Annotated in this window: 15 protein-coding genes and 1 riboswitch; of the genes, 14 read left to right on the top strand and 1 reads right to left on the bottom strand. The window is 49.3% G+C overall.

Annotated features, from left to right (window positions below; genetic code table 11):
* The first annotated feature begins 82 nt into the window (after nucleotides 1–82).
* From zapA to NST20_RS10030, 12 genes are all read left to right on the top strand, one after another.
* Nucleotides 83–373 carry a cell division protein ZapA gene (gene zapA, locus NST20_RS10085; RefSeq protein WP_013859878.1) on the top strand — a complete coding sequence of 97 codons (291 nt, stop codon included), beginning with the start codon at nucleotides 83–85 and terminating at the stop codon, nucleotides 371–373.
* Nucleotides 360–896: a CvpA family protein gene (locus NST20_RS10080; RefSeq protein WP_019720771.1), complete on the top strand. Its 537-nt coding sequence runs from the start codon at nucleotides 360–362 to the stop codon at nucleotides 894–896. The genes zapA and NST20_RS10080 overlap by 14 nt, the downstream gene beginning before the upstream one ends.
* A gap of 245 nt (nucleotides 897–1,141) precedes the next feature.
* Entirely contained in the window at nucleotides 1,142–2,860 is a 1,719-nt protein-coding gene (gene polX, locus NST20_RS10075) for a DNA polymerase/3'-5' exonuclease PolX (protein WP_342399382.1), read from the top strand.
* A 75-nt stretch (nucleotides 2,861–2,935) separates the two neighbouring features.
* Nucleotides 2,936–5,296 (top strand): endonuclease MutS2, encoded by a 2,361-nt coding sequence (locus NST20_RS10070; RefSeq protein ID WP_328013903.1) that lies wholly within the window; start codon nucleotides 2,936–2,938, stop codon nucleotides 5,294–5,296.
* A 237-nt stretch (nucleotides 5,297–5,533) separates the two neighbouring features.
* Nucleotides 5,534–7,231: an AMP-binding protein gene (locus tag NST20_RS10065; protein WP_019720775.1), complete on the top strand. Its 1,698-nt coding sequence runs from the start codon at nucleotides 5,534–5,536 to the stop codon at nucleotides 7,229–7,231.
* A 142-nt stretch (nucleotides 7,232–7,373) separates the two neighbouring features.
* Nucleotides 7,374–7,967 carry a TetR/AcrR family transcriptional regulator gene (locus tag NST20_RS10060; RefSeq protein WP_029142316.1) on the top strand — a complete coding sequence of 198 codons (594 nt, stop codon included), beginning with the start codon at nucleotides 7,374–7,376 and terminating at the stop codon, nucleotides 7,965–7,967.
* A gap of 34 nt (nucleotides 7,968–8,001) precedes the next feature.
* Nucleotides 8,002–8,775 (top strand): enoyl-CoA hydratase, encoded by a 774-nt coding sequence (locus NST20_RS10055; RefSeq protein WP_342399381.1) that lies wholly within the window; start codon nucleotides 8,002–8,004, stop codon nucleotides 8,773–8,775.
* A 61-nt stretch (nucleotides 8,776–8,836) separates the two neighbouring features.
* On the top strand, nucleotides 8,837–9,610 hold the full coding sequence (locus NST20_RS10050) for an electron transfer flavoprotein subunit beta/FixA family protein (protein ID WP_013859871.1): 774 nt from the start codon (nucleotides 8,837–8,839) through the stop codon (nucleotides 9,608–9,610).
* 30 nt (nucleotides 9,611–9,640) lie between these two features.
* Nucleotides 9,641–10,621 carry an electron transfer flavoprotein subunit alpha/FixB family protein gene (locus tag NST20_RS10045; protein ID WP_017553825.1) on the top strand — a complete coding sequence of 327 codons (981 nt, stop codon included), beginning with the start codon at nucleotides 9,641–9,643 and terminating at the stop codon, nucleotides 10,619–10,621.
* A 185-nt stretch (nucleotides 10,622–10,806) separates the two neighbouring features.
* Nucleotides 10,807–11,121, top strand: coding sequence for a thioredoxin (gene trxA, locus NST20_RS10040; RefSeq protein WP_013859869.1), 315 nt, complete (start codon nucleotides 10,807–10,809; stop codon nucleotides 11,119–11,121).
* 105 nt (nucleotides 11,122–11,226) lie between these two features.
* On the top strand, nucleotides 11,227–12,999 hold the full coding sequence (uvrC, locus tag NST20_RS10035) for an excinuclease ABC subunit UvrC (RefSeq protein ID WP_342399380.1): 1,773 nt from the start codon (nucleotides 11,227–11,229) through the stop codon (nucleotides 12,997–12,999).
* A 102-nt stretch (nucleotides 13,000–13,101) separates the two neighbouring features.
* Nucleotides 13,102–13,279: riboswitch (Lysine riboswitch) on the top strand.
* Nucleotides 13,280–13,415: 136 nt separating this feature from the next.
* Entirely contained in the window at nucleotides 13,416–14,645 is a 1,230-nt protein-coding gene (locus tag NST20_RS10030) for an aspartate kinase (protein WP_013859866.1), read from the top strand.
* A 39-nt stretch (nucleotides 14,646–14,684) separates the two neighbouring features.
* On the opposite strand, the gene NST20_RS10025 is transcribed toward NST20_RS10030, so the two are convergent.
* Nucleotides 14,685–15,143: a YslB family protein gene (locus NST20_RS10025; protein WP_019720780.1), complete on the bottom strand. Its 459-nt coding sequence runs from the start codon at nucleotides 15,141–15,143 to the stop codon at nucleotides 14,685–14,687.
* A gap of 428 nt (nucleotides 15,144–15,571) precedes the next feature.
* Between NST20_RS10025 and NST20_RS10020 the strand changes: the two genes are divergently transcribed.
* Both NST20_RS10020 and sdhA read left to right on the top strand, forming a co-directional pair.
* Entirely contained in the window at nucleotides 15,572–16,180 is a 609-nt protein-coding gene (locus NST20_RS10020) for a succinate dehydrogenase cytochrome b558 subunit (protein WP_017553822.1), read from the top strand.
* Nucleotides 16,181–16,251: 71 nt separating this feature from the next.
* On the top strand, nucleotides 16,252–18,003 hold the full coding sequence (gene sdhA, locus NST20_RS10015; protein ID WP_017553821.1) for a succinate dehydrogenase flavoprotein subunit: 1,752 nt from the start codon (nucleotides 16,252–16,254) through the stop codon (nucleotides 18,001–18,003).
* The last annotated feature ends 46 nt before the right edge of the window (nucleotides 18,004–18,049 follow it).

Genomic DNA, 18,049 nt, shown 5'->3' with positions numbered 1-18,049 from the left:
TTCAGGATCTCCGTGAATTTGTTCGACATTGTTAGACAAAGGCTTTTCCGCCATGCTATGATAGAGAATAGGATTCTTACAAATGGGGAGGCAGGCAACATTGGAAAAAACCCGAATTACAGTTGGCATATACGGACAGCAATATACCATAATCGGAACGGATCCGGCAAGCCATATTCGCCTGGTTGCCTCGATGGTTGATGAAAGAATGCGGGAAATCAGCGCGAAGAATCCTTCATTAGATACCGGCAAAGTGGCTGTGCTGACAGCCGTAAATGCTGTCCATGATTATATAAAGCTGAAAGAGCAGTATGAGCTGCTTGAACAGCACTATTTACAATTGCTGAAAAAGGATGAAGATGAAAATGGTTAATATGGCCATCATCATTTTGCTTGTGCTTGGATTCCTGAACGGGAAGCGGAAAGGATTTATATTGCAGGCTGTCCATATTACAGGGTTTGTAATTGCCTCCGCAGTTGCGTACATATTGTATGATGACCTGGCGGAAAAATTGAAGCTGATGATTCCGTATCCTTCTTTTAACAGCGACAGCTCATTTGCCCTTCTGATGCACGAAGGCAATATGGAAACGGCCTTTTACCGGATTATTGCGTTTGCCATCCTTTTCTTTGCTGTCAGGATTATTCTGAATATTGTCGGGTCATCCCTTACTTTTTTGGCCCAGCTCCCGGTCCTCAAACAAGTCAATGGATGGGCGGGCGGCATCCTCGGGTTTGCCGAGCTGTACCTGATCCTTTTTATCGTTTTATATATCGGATCTTTGCTGCCGGTGGATGAGATCCAGTCCGCGCTCAAGGGATCCGCAGTCGCAGAAGGCATGATTAAAAATACACCTTATATTTCAGCTCTTGTGGCGTCTTGGTGGGTGAAATAGAAACCCGGCCGTCACGTTTACCATTTGCAAAACGGGTTGGAAACGGGTTTTTCAAAACAGCACTTCTCGCGGCGGGGGAGTGTTTCTTTATGGACGGGGCCGGGATGCCGGGCTCGGATCCAAGCACTCCCCATGCTTCCAGGAAAAAGGCGCGGCCATTGGAAGGGCGCTTTTTAATCACCGTGGCGGGTAAACGGTAAAAACCCGATCCTTCACTTAATAAGTTAAAAAAAGGGGGCAGGCGAATGCGGACGAATAAACGCAGTGTCATCCGGCTGCTGGAACAAATTGCGGTGTACTTGGAATTGAAAGGGGAAAACCATTTTAAAATCGCGGCTTACCGCAGGGCTGCATCCGCATTGGAAGCGGACGGGCGCGACTTGTCGGAAATCAGCCGTTTTACGGATATCCCGAATATCGGAAAAACAACCGCTTCCGTCATCGAAGAGTTCGTGGAAACAGGGCGGTCCACCCTGCTTGAACAATTAAAAGACGAAGTCCCAAAAGGGCTGGTTCCGCTCATGGAGATACAGGGCCTCGGTGCCAGAAAAATATCAAGGCTTTACAGGGAGCTCGGCATTACAGATGCGGATTCTTTACGAAAGGCTTGTGAAGAAGGAAAAGTTGAAGGGTTAAAAGGGTTTGGAAAAACGACGCAGTCCAATATTTTGCACGCGCTTGACCAGCTTTCAGGGAAACCGGCCTATACCATCGGCCGACTGCTGCCGGTTCTTCTGCTGATCGAAGAAACGCTGTCCGGAAACAGGAAAATAGAAACCTATTCGCGCGCTGGCAGCATCCGCCGGTTTGAAGAAAGAATAGAAGAGCTCGATTATGTCATCTCCACATTCGATCCAAAATCGGTTGCGGAGGACATTCTTCAAATGAACGAAGTCGTGGAAGCTGTTTCGATCCGGAGTTTAAAAGTGACGGCTAAATTAAAAGGGGAAGCCGGCTTACGGATCAATTTCCGGATCGCAAAGCCCGACCTGTATGCGTTGACGCTTATTCTTTCAACAGGGCCGGATGCGCATCTGGAAAAAATGCAGCAGATTGCCGGCCTTCATGGCGAGCGGCTGACACAATCCGGCGTCAAAATCCTGAAGACGGGCGAATTGCTCCGTTTTCCGAGCGAGGCTTCGTTCTATCATCATTATGGGCTGCCTTACATCCCCCCGGAAATCCGCGCTGACGGCAGCGAAGTGGAAACCTATAAGGGGACGCCTTTTGTCCAGTTTGATGATATAAAGGGCGACCTGCACATGCACACTGTCTGGTCGGACGGGAAAGATTCGCTTGAAGACATGGTCAATGCATGCAGAAAAAGAGGGTACGAATATATCGCGATCACGGACCATTCCAAATATTTAAAAGTGGCCGGCGGGCTTTCACGTGAACGTTTGATCAGGCAAATGAATGAAATCCGCCGGTTAAATGAGAAATATCCGGATATCCTGATTTTATCCGGCATTGAGATGGACATTTTGCCGGATGGGACTTTGGATTTTGATGATGATGTGCTGTCAGGCCTAGATTTCGTCATTGCTTCCATCCATTCGGGTTTTGGGAACAGCCGCGCGCAGATCATGAAACGGCTGCACAGCGCTTTATTCAACCCGCATGTGGACATGATTGCCCATCCGACCGGAAGATTAATCGGCAAAAGGCAGGGGTACGATGTTGATTTGGACCTGCTCTTCCAATGGGCAAAAGAAACCGGCACGATCCTTGAATTAAGCGGCGATCCCGCCCGATTGGACCTGTCCGCGGCCCGTGCACGAGAAGCGCAGGCGGCCGGTGTGAAAATCGCGATTAACACCGATGCACACGCAACCGCGGAACTGGGCAATATCGCTTTCGGTGTCGGGACCGCGAGAAAAGGCTGGATTGAAAGGAAAAATGTGGTCAATACGTATACGAAAGAACAACTCCTTGATTTTTTAAAACAGAAACATCAGCACTGACCCATTCCCGTTCTGCAATGAAAAGAGGGCAGTTTTCCGGAACGCTGGAATCCGGAATGCATGGAGGACGAATAGATGCAACATAAAATCATCAAAACACTCGAGTTTGATAAAATTAAAAATCTGCTGCTTGCGCACGCTTCTTCACCGCTTGGGGCCGAAAAAATTGAAGCCCTTTTCCCCTCCTCTTCCTACGAAGAAGTGGTCCGGATGCAGGAAGAGACGGATGAAGCGGCACAAGTACTGCGTTTAAAAGGGCATGTGCCGCTTTCAGGCATTTATGACATCCGCCGCCACCTGAAAAGAGCGGCGATCGGCGGCAGGCTGAACCCGCAGGAATTGGTGCAGATTGCGAGCACCATCCATGTCAGCCGGACGATGAAACGGTTTATTGAAGGAATCGCGGAAGAAGAAACAGCGCTGCCGATCTTAACCTTAACAAGCATGGCGGACAGAATTGCGGTCCTTACTCCGCTTGAACATGACATCCGGAATGCGGTGGATGAAAACGGGGAGATCCTGGACTCGGCAAGCGAAACGCTGCGCCAAATCCGCCACGGGCTGCGCGGCACGGAACGGCGCATCCGTGAAAAACTGGAAGGCTATATTCGCGGCAAAAATGCGGCGAAAATGCTGTCGGATGCGATTATTACGATCCGGAATGATCGCTATGTCATCCCGGTAAAACAGGAATACCGGGCAAATTACGGGGGAATCGTCCATGACCAGTCTTCTTCCGGGCAGACTTTGTTCATTGAGCCGCAATCGGTCGTGGACTTGAATAACCAGCTGCGTGAATGGCATTTAAAAGAACAGCAGGAGATTGAAAGGATTTTAAACGAATTGTCCGCCGCAGTGGCAGCAGCCGGCGGGGAGCTTAACACTATCGTCGAAATTCTCGCCGATTTTGACTTTATGTTTGCCAAAGCTTTATACGGCCGGTCCATTAAAGGTTCGAAACCGGTGATCAACAACCACGGCGCCATCCGTATGTTCAAAGCGCGCCATCCGCTGCTTCCGGCTGATAAAGTGGTGCCGAATGATATTACGCTCGGGCAGGATTATACGACAATTGTAATAACCGGCCCGAATACAGGCGGAAAAACGATTACGCTGAAGACAATCGGGCTGTGCACGCTCATGGCGCAGGCCGGGCTGCAAATTCCCGCCTTGGACGGTTCGGAAATGGCTGTTTTTAAAGAAGTATTTGCCGATATCGGTGATGAACAGTCGATTGAGCAAAGCCTTAGCACCTTCTCCTCCCATATGACAAATATCGTTGAAATCCTGAAACGGGTCGACGATCAGTCGCTCGTCCTGTTTGATGAGCTCGGCGCCGGCACCGACCCGCAGGAAGGGGCTGCCCTTGCGATTTCAATTTTGGACGAAGTGTACAAAAGGGGGGCCCGCGTTGTCGCCACCACCCACTACCCGGAACTGAAGGCATACGCCTACAACCGCGAAGGTGTCGTCAATGCAAGCGTCGAGTTTGATGTGGAAACATTAAGCCCGACATACCGGCTTTTAATCGGCGTTCCCGGCCGGAGCAATGCATTTGAAATCTCAAGGCGCCTCGGGCTCTCCCCGTCCGTCATTGCACACGCCCAATCATTAATCGGCGCGGACACGAACGAGGTCGAAAATATGATTGCCGCGCTCGAATCGGCGAGGCGCGAGGCGGAAAAAGAACGGCAGGAAGCGCAGAAACTGTTGGAGGATGCCGAGAGGCTACACCATGATTTGCAAAAACAAATGAGACAGTTTTATGCCCGCCGCGATGAGCTGTATGGAAAAGCGGAGAAAAAAGCAGCAAAAGTGGTGGAAGAGGCAAAGGAAAAAGCGGAAGAGATTATCCGCGATTTGCGGAAAATGCAGCTTGAATCCAAAGCCAATGTGAAAGAACATGAACTGATTGATGCAAGAAAACAGTTGGAGGAACTGGCGCCGAAACTGGACCGCAAACCGGCGGCAAAGGCAAAGAAACAGCATGTCTACCAGCCGGGCGACGAAGTCAAAGTGCTCAGTTTCAACCAGAAAGGCACGCTGCTTGAACAAACGGCAGGCGGCGAGTGGCTCGTGCAAATGGGCATTTTGAAAATGAAAGTAAAAGAATCCGACATGGAATATATCCGGCCGCCGCAACAAAAACAGCCGGAGAAGCACCTGGCAACGGTCAGGGGGCGCGATTCCCATGTCAGCCTGGAACTCGACTTGCGCGGGGAGCGTTATGAAGATGCGCTCTTAAAAGTTGAAAAATATATTGATGATGCGCTTTTAGCCGGGTATCCGCGCGTTTCGATCATCCACGGGAAAGGAACAGGGGCGCTCCGGAACGGGGTACAGGAATTTTTGAAACATCACCGCGCCGTAAAACGCATCCGCCTTGGGGAACCGGGCGAAGGCGGCAGCGGCGTCACGATTGTAGAATTCAAGTAATCTTCAAGGGCGAGGGGGAGGGCCTTTTGTTTTTCGAAACGCTGGCAAAAGTTTTGCTTGTTTGCTGTGCTGTTTTTGCATTGTTTGGCGTCATTTATTTGTTTGTTGCAGATTAGCCCGTAACAAGGAGAAGGAGCGCATCCTTCTCCTGTTTCGGCTGCAAACAATTGTCAGCGGTTTCAATTTTCGTTATAATAAAATAAGTCAATAAAAAATGCAAAAATGGAGTTGATGCAAATGACAGACAGGCCATGGCTGTCCCAATATCCGCCGGAAATACCCGGTTCTCTTACGTATCCGCGAAAACCGGTTTGTGCATTTTTAACCGAAGCAGCTGAGCAGTATCCTGACAAAAAAGCGCTCCATTTTATGGGGAAAGAAATGACATACCGTGAAGTGTACGAAGCTGCGCTCAAATTTGCCGGGTATTTAAAAAAACTCGGAGTGGAAAAAGGCGACAGGGTTGCCGTGCTGCTCCCGAATTCCCCGCAGGCCGTCATCGGGTTTTACGGCATCCTTTACACGGGCGGGATAGCCGTCATGGCGAATCCGCTGTATACGGAAAGGGAACTGGAATACCAGCTGAAAGACTCCGGCGCGAAGGCCATCCTGACGGTTGATTTCCTGTATCCGGCAGTGGCAAAAGTGTTTGAGAAAACCGATCTCGAACATATTATTGTAACCGCTATCAGCGATTATTTGCCTTTTCCCAAAAACGTCATCTACCCGTTTATGCAGAAAAAGCAAACGGGCGTCACAGTACGGGTTCAGCACGGCGGGCACCATCACTTGCTAAAGAACATCATGAAGGAAGAAATTCCGGAACCGCTTGACACGCCGTTCGATATCGAAGAGGACCTTGCGATTCTCCAGTACACCGGCGGCACAACCGGCGTGCCAAAAGGGGTTATGCTGACGCATCTGAATTTGATTGCAAACGCGACGATGTGCGATGCCTGGATGTACAGGACCAAAAAAGGAGAAGAAGTGGTGCTCGGCATGCTTCCGTTTTTCCACGTGTATGGCATGACGACCGTGCTGATTCTTTCTGTCATGCAGGGCTTTAAAATGATTTTAATTCCGCGCTTTGATGCGGAGTCGCTGCTGAAGACGATCGAAAAACAGCGGCCGACCCTGTTTCCGGGTGCGCCAACCATTTATATCGGGCTTTTAAACCACCCGAAAATCAAGGAATATGATTTGTCATCGATTGAAGCATGCATCAGCGGTTCTGCCCCGCTGCCGGTAGAAGTCCAGCAGAAATTTGAAGAGGCAACCGGCGGCAAGCTTGTGGAAGGGTATGGCCTCAGTGAATCGTCTCCCGTCACCCATGCCAATTTTGTATGGGGAAAACGCGTCAAAGGTAGCATCGGCGTGCCATGGCCGGATACGGACTGCGAAATCCGGTCGCTCGAAGACGGCAGGCCGTTGCCGCCCGGTGAAGTCGGCGAACTGGCGGTAAAAGGGCCGCAAGTGATGAAAGGCTACTGGAACCGCCCGGAAGAAACGCAGGAAGTGCTGAAAGACGGGTGGCTGTTTACGGGGGACCTGGCTTATATGGACGAAGAAGGTTATTTTTATATTGTCGACCGGAAAAAAGACATCATCATTGCAGGCGGCTATAATATTTATCCGCGCGAAGTAGAAGAAGTGCTGTATGAGCACCCTGCCGTCCAGGAAGCCGTGGTGGCCGGCGTACCGCACCCGTACCGCGGGGAAACTGTCAAAGCCTATATTGTGCTGAAAGAGAATATGGCAGTAACGGAAGAAGAACTGGACCGGTTTGCGCGCCAATATCTGGCGGCCTATAAAGTCCCGCGCATTTACGAATTCCGGGATGAACTGCCGAAAACGGCCGTCGGGAAAATTTTGCGGCGCTCATTGGTTGCAGAAGAAAAAGAAAAGATGGAAAATGAAGGAGAGAAGATCGGTTAAGGAAAATTTTTTATAAACAGGACTTGACAAATGCTGCATTCCTGTATAATATGAAAATATGAATGAATGGTCATTCATTTTCCGGCCACCATCAAACCGGTCGGCCAAATTGACAGATCATGAGATTGAAAGGTGATAGCCCGTGAGGAAAAACAGGCCAAAGTACAAACAAATTATTGATGCAGCAGTGGTGGTTATCGCACAACACGGCTATCATCAGGCACAGGTTTCAAAAATTGCAAAACAGGCGGGCGTAGCGGACGGCACAATTTATTTGTATTTTAAAAACAAAGAAGATATCCTGATTTCTTTGTTTGAAGAAAAAATGCAGCTGTTTATCGAAAAGGTTTCCGAATATATTGCAGGGGACCTTTCCCCTTCCGAAAAGTTGCTCAAGATGATCGAAAACCACTTCAAAGTCCTTGCCGCCGACCACCATTTGGCGGTCGTGACCCAGTTGGAACTGCGGCAGACAAATTTAGACCTGCGGCTTAAAATCAACAGCGTGCTGAAAGAATATTTGACGCTCTTTGACCAAATCATCCGCGAAGGCATGGAAAAAGGCGAATTCGATTCCGGGCTTGACGTCCGGCTCGTCCGACAGATGATTTTCGGGACAGTCGATGAAACGGTGACGACATGGGTGATGAATAAAGAAAAATACGACCTCGTTTCACTGGCTGCTCCCGTCCATCAATTGATCATTAACGGCTGCGGCAAAAAAACGGCGGTTTAATTGCCGCAGCTTTCACAAGGGGGTTGGAGACGGGATGGAATTTATTACGATCAAACGGAAAAATGCGGTTGCCTGCATTGAAATGAACAGGCCGCCCGCCAACGCGCTTGCGCAGGCCCTTTTAAAAGAACTTGCGCAAGCGTTTGGCCAGCTTGAAAACGATCCTGAAACCCGGGTCGTGCTCCTTTACGGGAAAGGAAGATTTTTCTCGGCGGGAGCGGATATTAAAGAATTTGTCCAATTAAGGGAATCCGGCGGCTCCGATGCGATAGCGGTTTCCGGCCAGGAATTGTTCGAAAAAGTGGAAGCGTTCCCGAAACCGGTCATCGCCGCAATCCACGGCGCGGCACTTGGCGGCGGGCTCGAACTTGCGATGGCATGCCATATCCGGCTTGTCACAGAAAATGCGAAGCTCGGCCTTCCGGAACTGAGCCTCGGGCTTGTGCCGGGTTTTGCCGGAACGCAGCGGCTGCCAAAGTATATCGGGCGCGGCAAAGCGTTTGAAATGCTGTGGACAAGCGAACCGCTGACCGGAACGGAGGCCGTGCAGCAGGGGCTTGCAAACCATGCTTATAAGGAAGAGGAACTGCTCCCGAAAGCAAAGGCGCTGGCTGAAAAAATTGCAAAGAAAAGCCCGCTGGCCCTGAAAGCCTCTATTGAACTCGTCAATTATGCAAAAACAAATGATTACGAAAAAGGCTTGGAGCAGGAATCCGCACGTTTTCTTGAGCTGTTCGGCTCAAAAGATGCAGAGGAAGGTATCAAAGCTTTTATTGAAAAAAGGGAACCGCGTTTTACAGGGGCATAACATTTTTATTTTGTATGCGCTTAAATGATTTTATTTTTTAACGATTCAGGGAGGGAACGGCATGAATATCTTCGTATTATTAAAACGGACCTTTGACACAGAAGAAAAGATTGCAATTGCAAACGGCCGCATCCAGGATGACGGGGCGGAATATATCATCAACCCGTACGATGAATACGCCGTTGAAGAGGCCATCCAGGTGCGGGATGCCCAGGGCGGCGAAGTCACAGTGGTCACAGTCGGCAATGAAGATGCCGAAAAGCAATTGCGGACGGCGCTTGCGATGGGTGTGGATAAAGCAGTCCTCATTAATATTGAAGACGATGTGGAAGCAAGCGACCAGGTCACAACGTCAAAAGTGCTTGCCGCTTATTTGAAAGAGCAGGAACCAGACCTCATTATCGGCGGGAATGTCGCCATTGACAACGCTTCCGGACAGGTCGGCCCGCGGGTGGCGGAGTTGCTCGGCATCCCGTATGTAACGACAATTACCAATCTGGAAATTGACGGCGGCAAAGCGACGGTCACAAGAGATGTCGAAGGGGATTCCGAAATCATTGAAACGGACCTTCCGCTGCTCGTCACAGCGCAGCAGGGCTTAAATGAGCCGCGTTATCCTTCGCTACCGGGGATCATGAAAGCGAAGAAAAAACCGCTTGAAGAACTGGAACTGGATGATCTTGACCTTGAAGAAGAAGACGTGGAGCCGAAAACCAAAACCATCGAGGTTTACCTGCCGCCGAAAAAAGAAGCAGGAAAAGTGCTTGAAGGCGAAATCGCCGACCAGGTAAAAGAACTTGTCCAATTATTGCATGCCGAAGCAAAAGTGATTTAAGCGAAGAAACCGGAAATGGAGGGGATCAGCATGAGTCGAAAAGTATTAGTAGTGGGCGAAGTCCGTGACGGGTCGCTCCGCAATGTATCATATGAAACCATTGCCGCCGGAAAAACGGTAGCGGAAGGCGGGGAAGTAGTCGGCGTTTTGATCGGGGACGCTGTGAAAGATTTGGGGAAAGACATGATTCAATACGGTGCTGACCGTGTTGCCGTGGTGGAAGACGAGAAGCTGAAAAGCTATTCTTCAGACGGTTTTTCCCAAGCATTGCTTGCGGTTGTCGAATCTGAAAAGCCGGACGGCATCTTAATCGGCCATACGGCGCTTGGTAAAGACCTGGCCCCGAAAGTAGCGGCTAAATTGGATGCCGGCCTGATTTCGGATGCGACCGCAGTGGAATCAGCCGGAGAACATGTCGTCTTTACCCGCCCGATTTACTCCGGCAAAGCGTTTGAGAAAAAGATCGTAACAGACGGGATCATCTTTGCGACCATCCGGCCGAACAACATCAGCCCGCTTGAAAAAGATGAATCGCGGACAGGGGATATCGAAACCGTCCAGGCGGAAATTAAAGATTTGCGCACGGTCATCAAAGAAGTAGTCCGGAAAGTAAGTGAAGGGGTTGACCTTTCGGAAGCGAAAGTCATCGTTTCAGGCGGCCGCGGCGTGAAAAGTGCGGACGGCTTCAAACCGCTGAAAGAGCTTGCCGATGTGCTCGGCGGCGCGGTTGGGGCTTCGCGCGGCGCATGTGACGCCGGATACTGCGATTATTCCCTGCAAATCGGGCAGACGGGCAAAGTGGTGACACCGGATTTGTATATCGCATGCGGCATTTCCGGCGCCATCCAGCATTTGGCCGGCATGTCCAACTCAAAAGTCATTGTGGCCATTAACAAAGATCCGGAAGCAAACATCTTCAACGTAGCGGACTACGGCATCGTCGGCGACCTGTTTGAAGTGGTCCCGCTTCTCACGGAAGAAATCAAAAAACTGAAAGTCACATCGGCGTAAATCCCGGGCCCGGACGAAAAAAATCGTTCCGGGCCTGTTTTCTGTTGGATATTCGCGGAAAAAGGGTATAAAATAATAAAATCATTACTGCTTACCTGGACCGGACAAATTGTTCGCAACATATGATAAAGGATGATATACTAATCCCAAGCAGTAATAGTTTGATTTAGGAGGGTTCTTTCAATATGGCAATTACACATGCTACCGACGCGACTTTCGATCAGGAAGTCAGCCAAGGTTTGGTATTAACGGATTTTTGGGCAACATGGTGCGGCCCGTGCAAAATGATTGCACCGGTACTTGAAGAAATCGATGCTGAAATGGGCGACAAGGTGAAAATTGTCAAAGTGGACGTTGACGAGAACCAGGAAACGGCCAGCAAATTCGGCATCATGAGCATTCCGACCCTTGTTCTCATGAAAGACGGCAAACCGGTCGACAAAGTGATCGGTTACCAGCCGAAAGAAGCTTTGCAAGAATTAGTGAACAAACATTTATAATACAATAAACGCGCGGCTTCAAGCCGTGAGCAAATGCATTTTAAAATCCGGACCGGCTGTGGTCCGGGTTTTTTACAGAACGCAGGATTTTGAGGTGAAGAAAAATTGAACGAAACGATCCGCAATAAACTTGCCCTCCTGCCCGCCCAGCCCGGCTGCTACTTAATGAAAGACAGACAGGGGACCATCATTTATGTCGGGAAGGCCAAAATTTTAAAAAACCGTGTCCGCTCTTACTTTTCCGGTTCGCATGACGCAAAAACGCAGCGGCTTGTCAGCGAGATCGAAGACTTTGAGTATATTGTCACTTCTTCCAATATTGAAGCCCTTATTCTTGAAATCAACTTAATCAAAAAGCATGACCCGAAATACAACATCATGCTAAAAGATGATAAAACATACCCGTATATTAAGCTGACCCATGAACGCCACCCGCGTCTGATCACCACCCGGAAAGTGAAGAAAGATAAGGGAAAATATTTTGGCCCGTATCCGAACGTGCAGGCGGCCAATGAAACAAAAAAGCTGCTGGACCGGTTGTATCCTTTGCGGAAATGCACCAATATGCCGGACCGCGTCTGCCTTTATTACCATTTGGGCCAGTGCCTTGCGCCGTGTGTCAATGAGGTGAAAGAAGAAACATACAAAGAGATCACCGACCAAATTACTCGCTTTTTGAACGGGGGCTACACGGAAATCAAAAAAGAACTGGAAGAAAAAATGCATGAGGCTGCTGAAAAACTTGAATTTGAGCGGGCAAAAGAATACCGCGACCAGATCGCCAATATTGAAATGACGATGGAAAAACAGAAAATTACCATGACGGATTTTACGGACCGCGACATTTTCGGCTACGCAGTGGATAAAGGCTGGATGTGTGTCCAGGTGTTTTTCATGCGCCAAGGAAAGCTGATTGAACGGGATGTCTCGCTTTTTCCGTCTTACGATGAGCCGGAGGAGGAATTTTTGAGCTATTTGGGGCAGTTTTACGCCAAACCGGAGCATATTAAGCCGAAAGAAGTGCTGATTACGGAAAAAGCAGACCGGGAACTGGCAGAACAACTGCTGGAAATCAAAGTGCTCCAGCCAAAAAAAGGCCAGAAACGGGAACTTGTGTTAATGGCCGAGAAAAACGCAAAGATTGCTTTGAAAGAAAAATTTGCGTTGATTGAACGGAACGAGGAACGGACGATCAAAGCCGTTGAAAATCTAGGCGAAAAGCTCGGCATCTATACGCCGCACCGGATTGAAGCGTTCGATAATTCGAATATCCAGGGGACAAACCCGGTTTCGGCGATGGTCGTGTTTGTGGACGGCAAGCCGGCAAAAAAAGAATACCGCAAATATAAAATCAAAACGGTGGAAGGGCCGGATGATTATGAATCGATGCGCGAAGTGATCCGCCGCCGTTACATCCGTGCCCTGAGGGAAAACTTGCCGCTTCCGGACCTCATCATCATTGACGGTGGAAAAGGGCAAATTGACGCGGCAAGGGATGTGCTCGAAAATGAGCTCGGGCTTGAGATTCCGCTCGGCGGCCTGGCAAAGGATGAGAAGCACAATACATCGCAGCTTTTGTTCGGCAACCCGCTGGAAGTCGTGCCGCTCGGGCGGAACAGCCAGGAATTTTACCTGCTCCAGCGCATCCAGGATGAAGTGCACCGGTTTGCGATTACGTTCCACAGGGAATTGCGCGGAAAATCCGCATTTCAATCGGCGCTTGACGATATTCCGGGCATCGGACCGAAACGGAAAAAACAACTGCTCCGCCACTTTGGTTCCTTAAAGAAAATGAAGCAAGCGAAGTTGGAAGAATTTGTGGAAGCGGGCATCCCGCGCCCGGTATCCGAAACATTAATCAAAAAATTACAAGAATAACCTGGCAGGGTTTTTCCGTATATGGTATAATCATGATAATTTCATATGGCAGGCTTTGTTTCAGACTTTCGGGAGCGGCTATCCCGGCGTCCGGCAAAGCCGTTACATGATAGAGGCGCAAAACTTAAGAGTAAGGAACGGGAGAAGATTGGGCTTCCGGGATCGTTCCTGAAAGGAAGTTTTGCCGAAGTGGAAATGGCCTCAATGCCGTTTTTGCTGGTTCTGTACTGAAGAAGTCCGGAACTGTCAGGATGGAATGTCTTGGAGCGCTATCTCACAGGAATAACTGCGTACCCGCGTATGCAAAAGCGATGAGATATCCGTTCTCATTGCTTTTTTTAAATGGGCGCCAAGTTGCTTTGCTTTCAATCTGACAGCCTCATCTTACTTATAAACTGCAGAAGGTGGCGGAGTTATTGGGAATCATTGTTCAGAAATTCGGGGGAACTTCGGTTGGAAATGTGGAAAGGATCCGGAATACGGTCGACCGGATTATTGAAGAAAAGGAAAAAGGCCATGATGTTGTTGTCGTTGTCTCCGCGATGGGCAAAACAACGGACCAGCTTGTCGGGCTTGCAAATGAACTTTCGGCGTATCCTGCAAAACGCGAAATGGATATGCTGCTTTCAACCGGCGAACAGGTGACGATTTCGCTTGTCGCCATGGCACTGATCGATCGCGGCTACGATGCCGTTTCTTATACCGGTTGGCAGGCCGGCATTATAACGGAACCCGTGCACGGAAACGCCCGGATCACGGAAATCCGGACTGAAAAAATCAAATCCCGTCTGGCAGCCGGGCAAATTGTCGTTGTTGCTGGGTTTCAGGGCATTACCCCGGAAGGCGAAATTGCGACGCTCGGCAGGGGCGGCTCGGATACAACGGCGGTGGCGCTTGCAGCAGCGCTTCATGCCGACCGCTGCCTGATCTACACGGATGTAACCGGCGTGTTTACGTCCGACCCGCGCTATATTCCGACTGCCCGGAAGCTTAAGGCTGTATCCTACGATGAGATGCTTGAACTGGCGAGCCTCGGGGCGGGCGTCCTGCATGCAAGGGCGGTGGAGTTTGCCAAAAATGCGGCTGTGCCGCTGATCGTTTGTTCGAGCCTTGAAAGGGAGGAAGGCACGTTAATAGAGGAGGAAGTTTCGGTGGAAAAAAATTTAATTGTCCGCGGCGTTGCATTTGAAGACGGCATTACAAGGGTAACCATTTTCGGGCTGGAAAACGGCTTCCGGAATTTGCCGGATATATTCACGACACTGGCGGAACACCATATTGATGTCGATATCATCATCCAGAACCGGACGGCGGACCATAAAACATATTTATCATTTTCGATAAAAGATAAAGATCTAAAAGAAACGGCCGATCTTTTGGAAGCCGGGAAAGAAGCCCTCAGCATCGACCATTTTGAAACGGAAACCGGCCTCGCAAAAGTGTCCATCATCGGCTCGGGCATGGTTTCCAACCCAGGCGTTGCGGCAAAAATGTTCCAGGTTCTGGCCGACCACGGCATTGCGATTAAAATGATCAGCACGTCCGAGATCAAAGTATCCACCGTTGTCGATGCAAAAGAAATGGTTCGGGCCGCCCGGTGCCTGCATGAAGCATTTGAACTGGATGCAGTGGAACAAAATATATGAAAATATGAAAAAGCAGGGGAGCCCCCTGCTTTTTCATATTTATTCCTCGGCCGGGTCTTTCGCATCCCACTGCACGGTGATCCGGATTTTTTTTGCCTTTTTCGCAACTTCTTCCACAGCTTCCGTGATCAGTTTTTTCTGCATCTGGTACTGCTCGGCCAAAAACCCGGCTTCAAGCTTGAATGTCGGTTCTGCGCCTGCGCCCATATCCAGCTGCCGTTCAATCATCGGCCCGGACAACTCAAATTCAATATGATATTTCTCTTCTTTTTTGATTGACAACGTTCCCCAGCCGGCCTCTTTGAAAAAAGAAACCATTTCTTCATAGGTAAGCAACTGGAATTTTCTTGCCAAATGTTTTCCCGCCCAGTACAGAATATCCGGCGTTTCCTTGCCGAGTATATCCGGAATTAATATATTGCGCAACAGCTCATATCCGAATGCGGGCACCATCAGCTGTTCCGCAACGGTTTGTTCATTTCCACCAGAAGATTTCACGCAATTCCCCTCTTTCTATATGCTATATTATATACAAAATAAAACCGGACTTAAAAGCATTTTTTAAGTATACACAAAAATAAAGGGAACTTTTTCCGCCGGTTTCCGCGTTATACGGGGAAGTGGTACCGGTTGCGGTAAAATCCGATGAAAAAAGACAAGCCTTGGATAAAAATTCCTTTTTTATGCAAAAGCATATGGCAAAAGAGCTATACTGAAAAAATTTTAAAAAAATGGAAGAAAGACTGACAAATATGACAAATAAACGGCATTTTCAGCGCAAATTCATGAATGCGTTTCCTTGACGTGCCCATTTGTCGGGAGTACAATAAAACTGTCACATAATTGTTATAAAATATTTATGCGGGAGGAAGCTATGCAAAATTTGTCTTCTTTGCATAAATTCACACTACAAAGGGGGATACAATGTGGCTGGAAATCGAGAGTTTTATAACCGCAAACTGCATTCTTTGCTGGGTGTTGTACCCATCGGCTTATTTTTAGTCATCCACTTGACCGTAAACCACTATGCGGTAAACGGTGCTGCTGCCTTCAATAAAGCAGCCGGTTTTATGGAAAACCTGCCGTTCCTGCTTTTTGTGGAAGTAGTATTCATTTATCTGCCGCTTCTGTTCCATGCAATTTACGGCTTATACATTTCGTTTACGGCATCGAGCAATGTCGGCACGATGGGCTACTTCCGGAACTGGATGTACCTATTGCAAAGAATCAGCGGTGTGCTGGTCCTGATCTTTCTCGTATTTCACATCTATGAAACACGCATTCAAATGGCGCTTGGCAAGGAATTGAATTTTGATCTGATGGCAAATCTTTTAGCAAATCGTTGGATGCTCGCCTGGTACATAATTGGGACAGTGGCTGCCATTTTCCACTTTGCCAACGGTCTCTGGTCGTTCCTGGTCAGCTGGGGCATTACACAGTCACGCCGGTCACAGCAAATTTCCACATATGTGATGATCGTGGTCTTTGTGCTGCTTTCCGTTGTCGGCGTCAGGGCTTTATTAGCATTTGCATAATGAAAAGATTCGAAAAATAGCAGTTTACTGGTTTGTAAGAGGCATCAAGTATGAAAAGGGAGTGAATCAAGTTGGCTAATGGCAAAATCATTGTTGTCGGCGGAGGGCTTGCCGGTTTGATGGCGACTGTAAAAATTGCAGAAGCAGGCCGGCAGGTTGATCTGTTTTCTTTAGTGCCGGTAAAAAGGTCGCACTCTGTTTGCGCACAGGGCGGCATTAACGGCGCTGTCAATACAAAAGGGGAAGGGGATTCGCCATGGATCCACTTTGACGATACGGTATACGGGGGCGACTTCCTTGCCAACCAGCCGCCGGTAAAAGCGATGTGCGAAGCGGCGCCGGGGATTATCCACTTGTTTGACCGGATGGGTGTCATGTTCAACCGCACGCCGGAAGGGCTTTTGGACTTCAGGCGTTTCGGCGGCACCCAGCACCACCGCACAGCATTTGCAGGCGCGACAACCGGCCAGCAGCTTTTATACGCATTGGATGAACAGGTAAGGCGCCATGAAGTGGACGGGCTTGTCACGAAATACGAAGGCTGGGAATTTCTCGGCATTATCAAAGACGATGAAGGCATCTGCCGCGGCATTGTTTCGCAAAACCTGACCACAATGGAAATCAAAGCTTTTCCTGCGGATGCTGTCATTATGGCATCAGGCGGCCTTGGCATTATTTTCGGGAAGTCGACCAACTCGATGATCAATACCGGCTCGGCGGCTTCTATTGTATACCAGCAGGGCGCAACGTATGCGAACGGCGAATTTATCCAGATCCACCCGACTGCCATCCCGGGTGATGACAAACTGCGGCTGATGAGTGAATCCGCACGCGGGGAAGGCGGGCGCATCTGGACATACAAAGACGGCAAACCGTGGTATTTCCTGGAAGAAAAATATCCGGCATACGGGAACCTCGTGCCGCGCGATATTGCAACCCGTGAAATTTTCCATGTCTGCGTGGACTTGAAACTCGGCATTAACGGCGAGAACATGGTCTATCTCGATTTGTCGCACAAAGATCCGCATGAACTGGACGTTAAACTGGGCGGGATTATTGAAATCTATGAAAAATTTGTCGGCGATGACCCGCATAAAGTGCCGATGAAAGTATTCCCGGCCGTCCACTATTCCATGGGCGGATTATGGGTGGACTATAAGCAGCATACGAGCATTCCGGGGCTGTTCGCAGCAGGCGAATGCGACTACTCGATGCACGGCGCGAACCGCTTAGGGGCAAACTCCCTGCTTTCTGCCATCTATGGCGGGATGGTAGCCGGGCCTGAAGCTGTCAACTACATCGACGGGCTTGAAAAGAGCGCGGATGCACTGCCGTCAACCGTCTTTGAACGTGCTGTCCAGGAACAGGAGAAAAAATGGAACGATATATTGTCGCTTGACGGAACCGAAAATGCCTATGTGTTGCATAAGGAACTGGGCGAATGGATGACAGACAATGTGACGGTTGTCCGTTACAATGACCGTCTGAAGAAAACGGACGAAAAGATTCAGGAATTAATGGAAAGATGGAAAAATATTAATGTTGTAGATACATCGAAATGGAGCAACCAGGCGGCTTCGTTTACACGGCAGCTGTATAACATGCTGCAGCTGGCGCGCGTCATTACGATCGGCGCCCTGAACCGTAATGAAAGCCGCGGCGCCCACTATAAACCTGATTTTCCGGACCGCAACGACGAAGAATGGCTGAAAACGACGATGGCAAATTATGACCCTGTGAACAATGAGCCGGTTTTCAGCTATGAAGATGTGGATGTATCGCTGATCAAGCCGCGCGTGCGCGACTACACGAAGAAGCACTGATTCGGATCGGGCGAAAGCGGATTTTTTCCGGCTTTTGCCCGGGTGA

Source organism: Weizmannia sp. FSL W8-0676, from assembly GCF_038593015.1.
In the GTDB taxonomy this organism is placed as follows: Bacteria; Bacillota; Bacilli; order Bacillales; family Bacillaceae_C; genus Weizmannia; species Weizmannia coagulans.
This window is presented reverse-complemented; position numbering and strand designations above follow the sequence as displayed.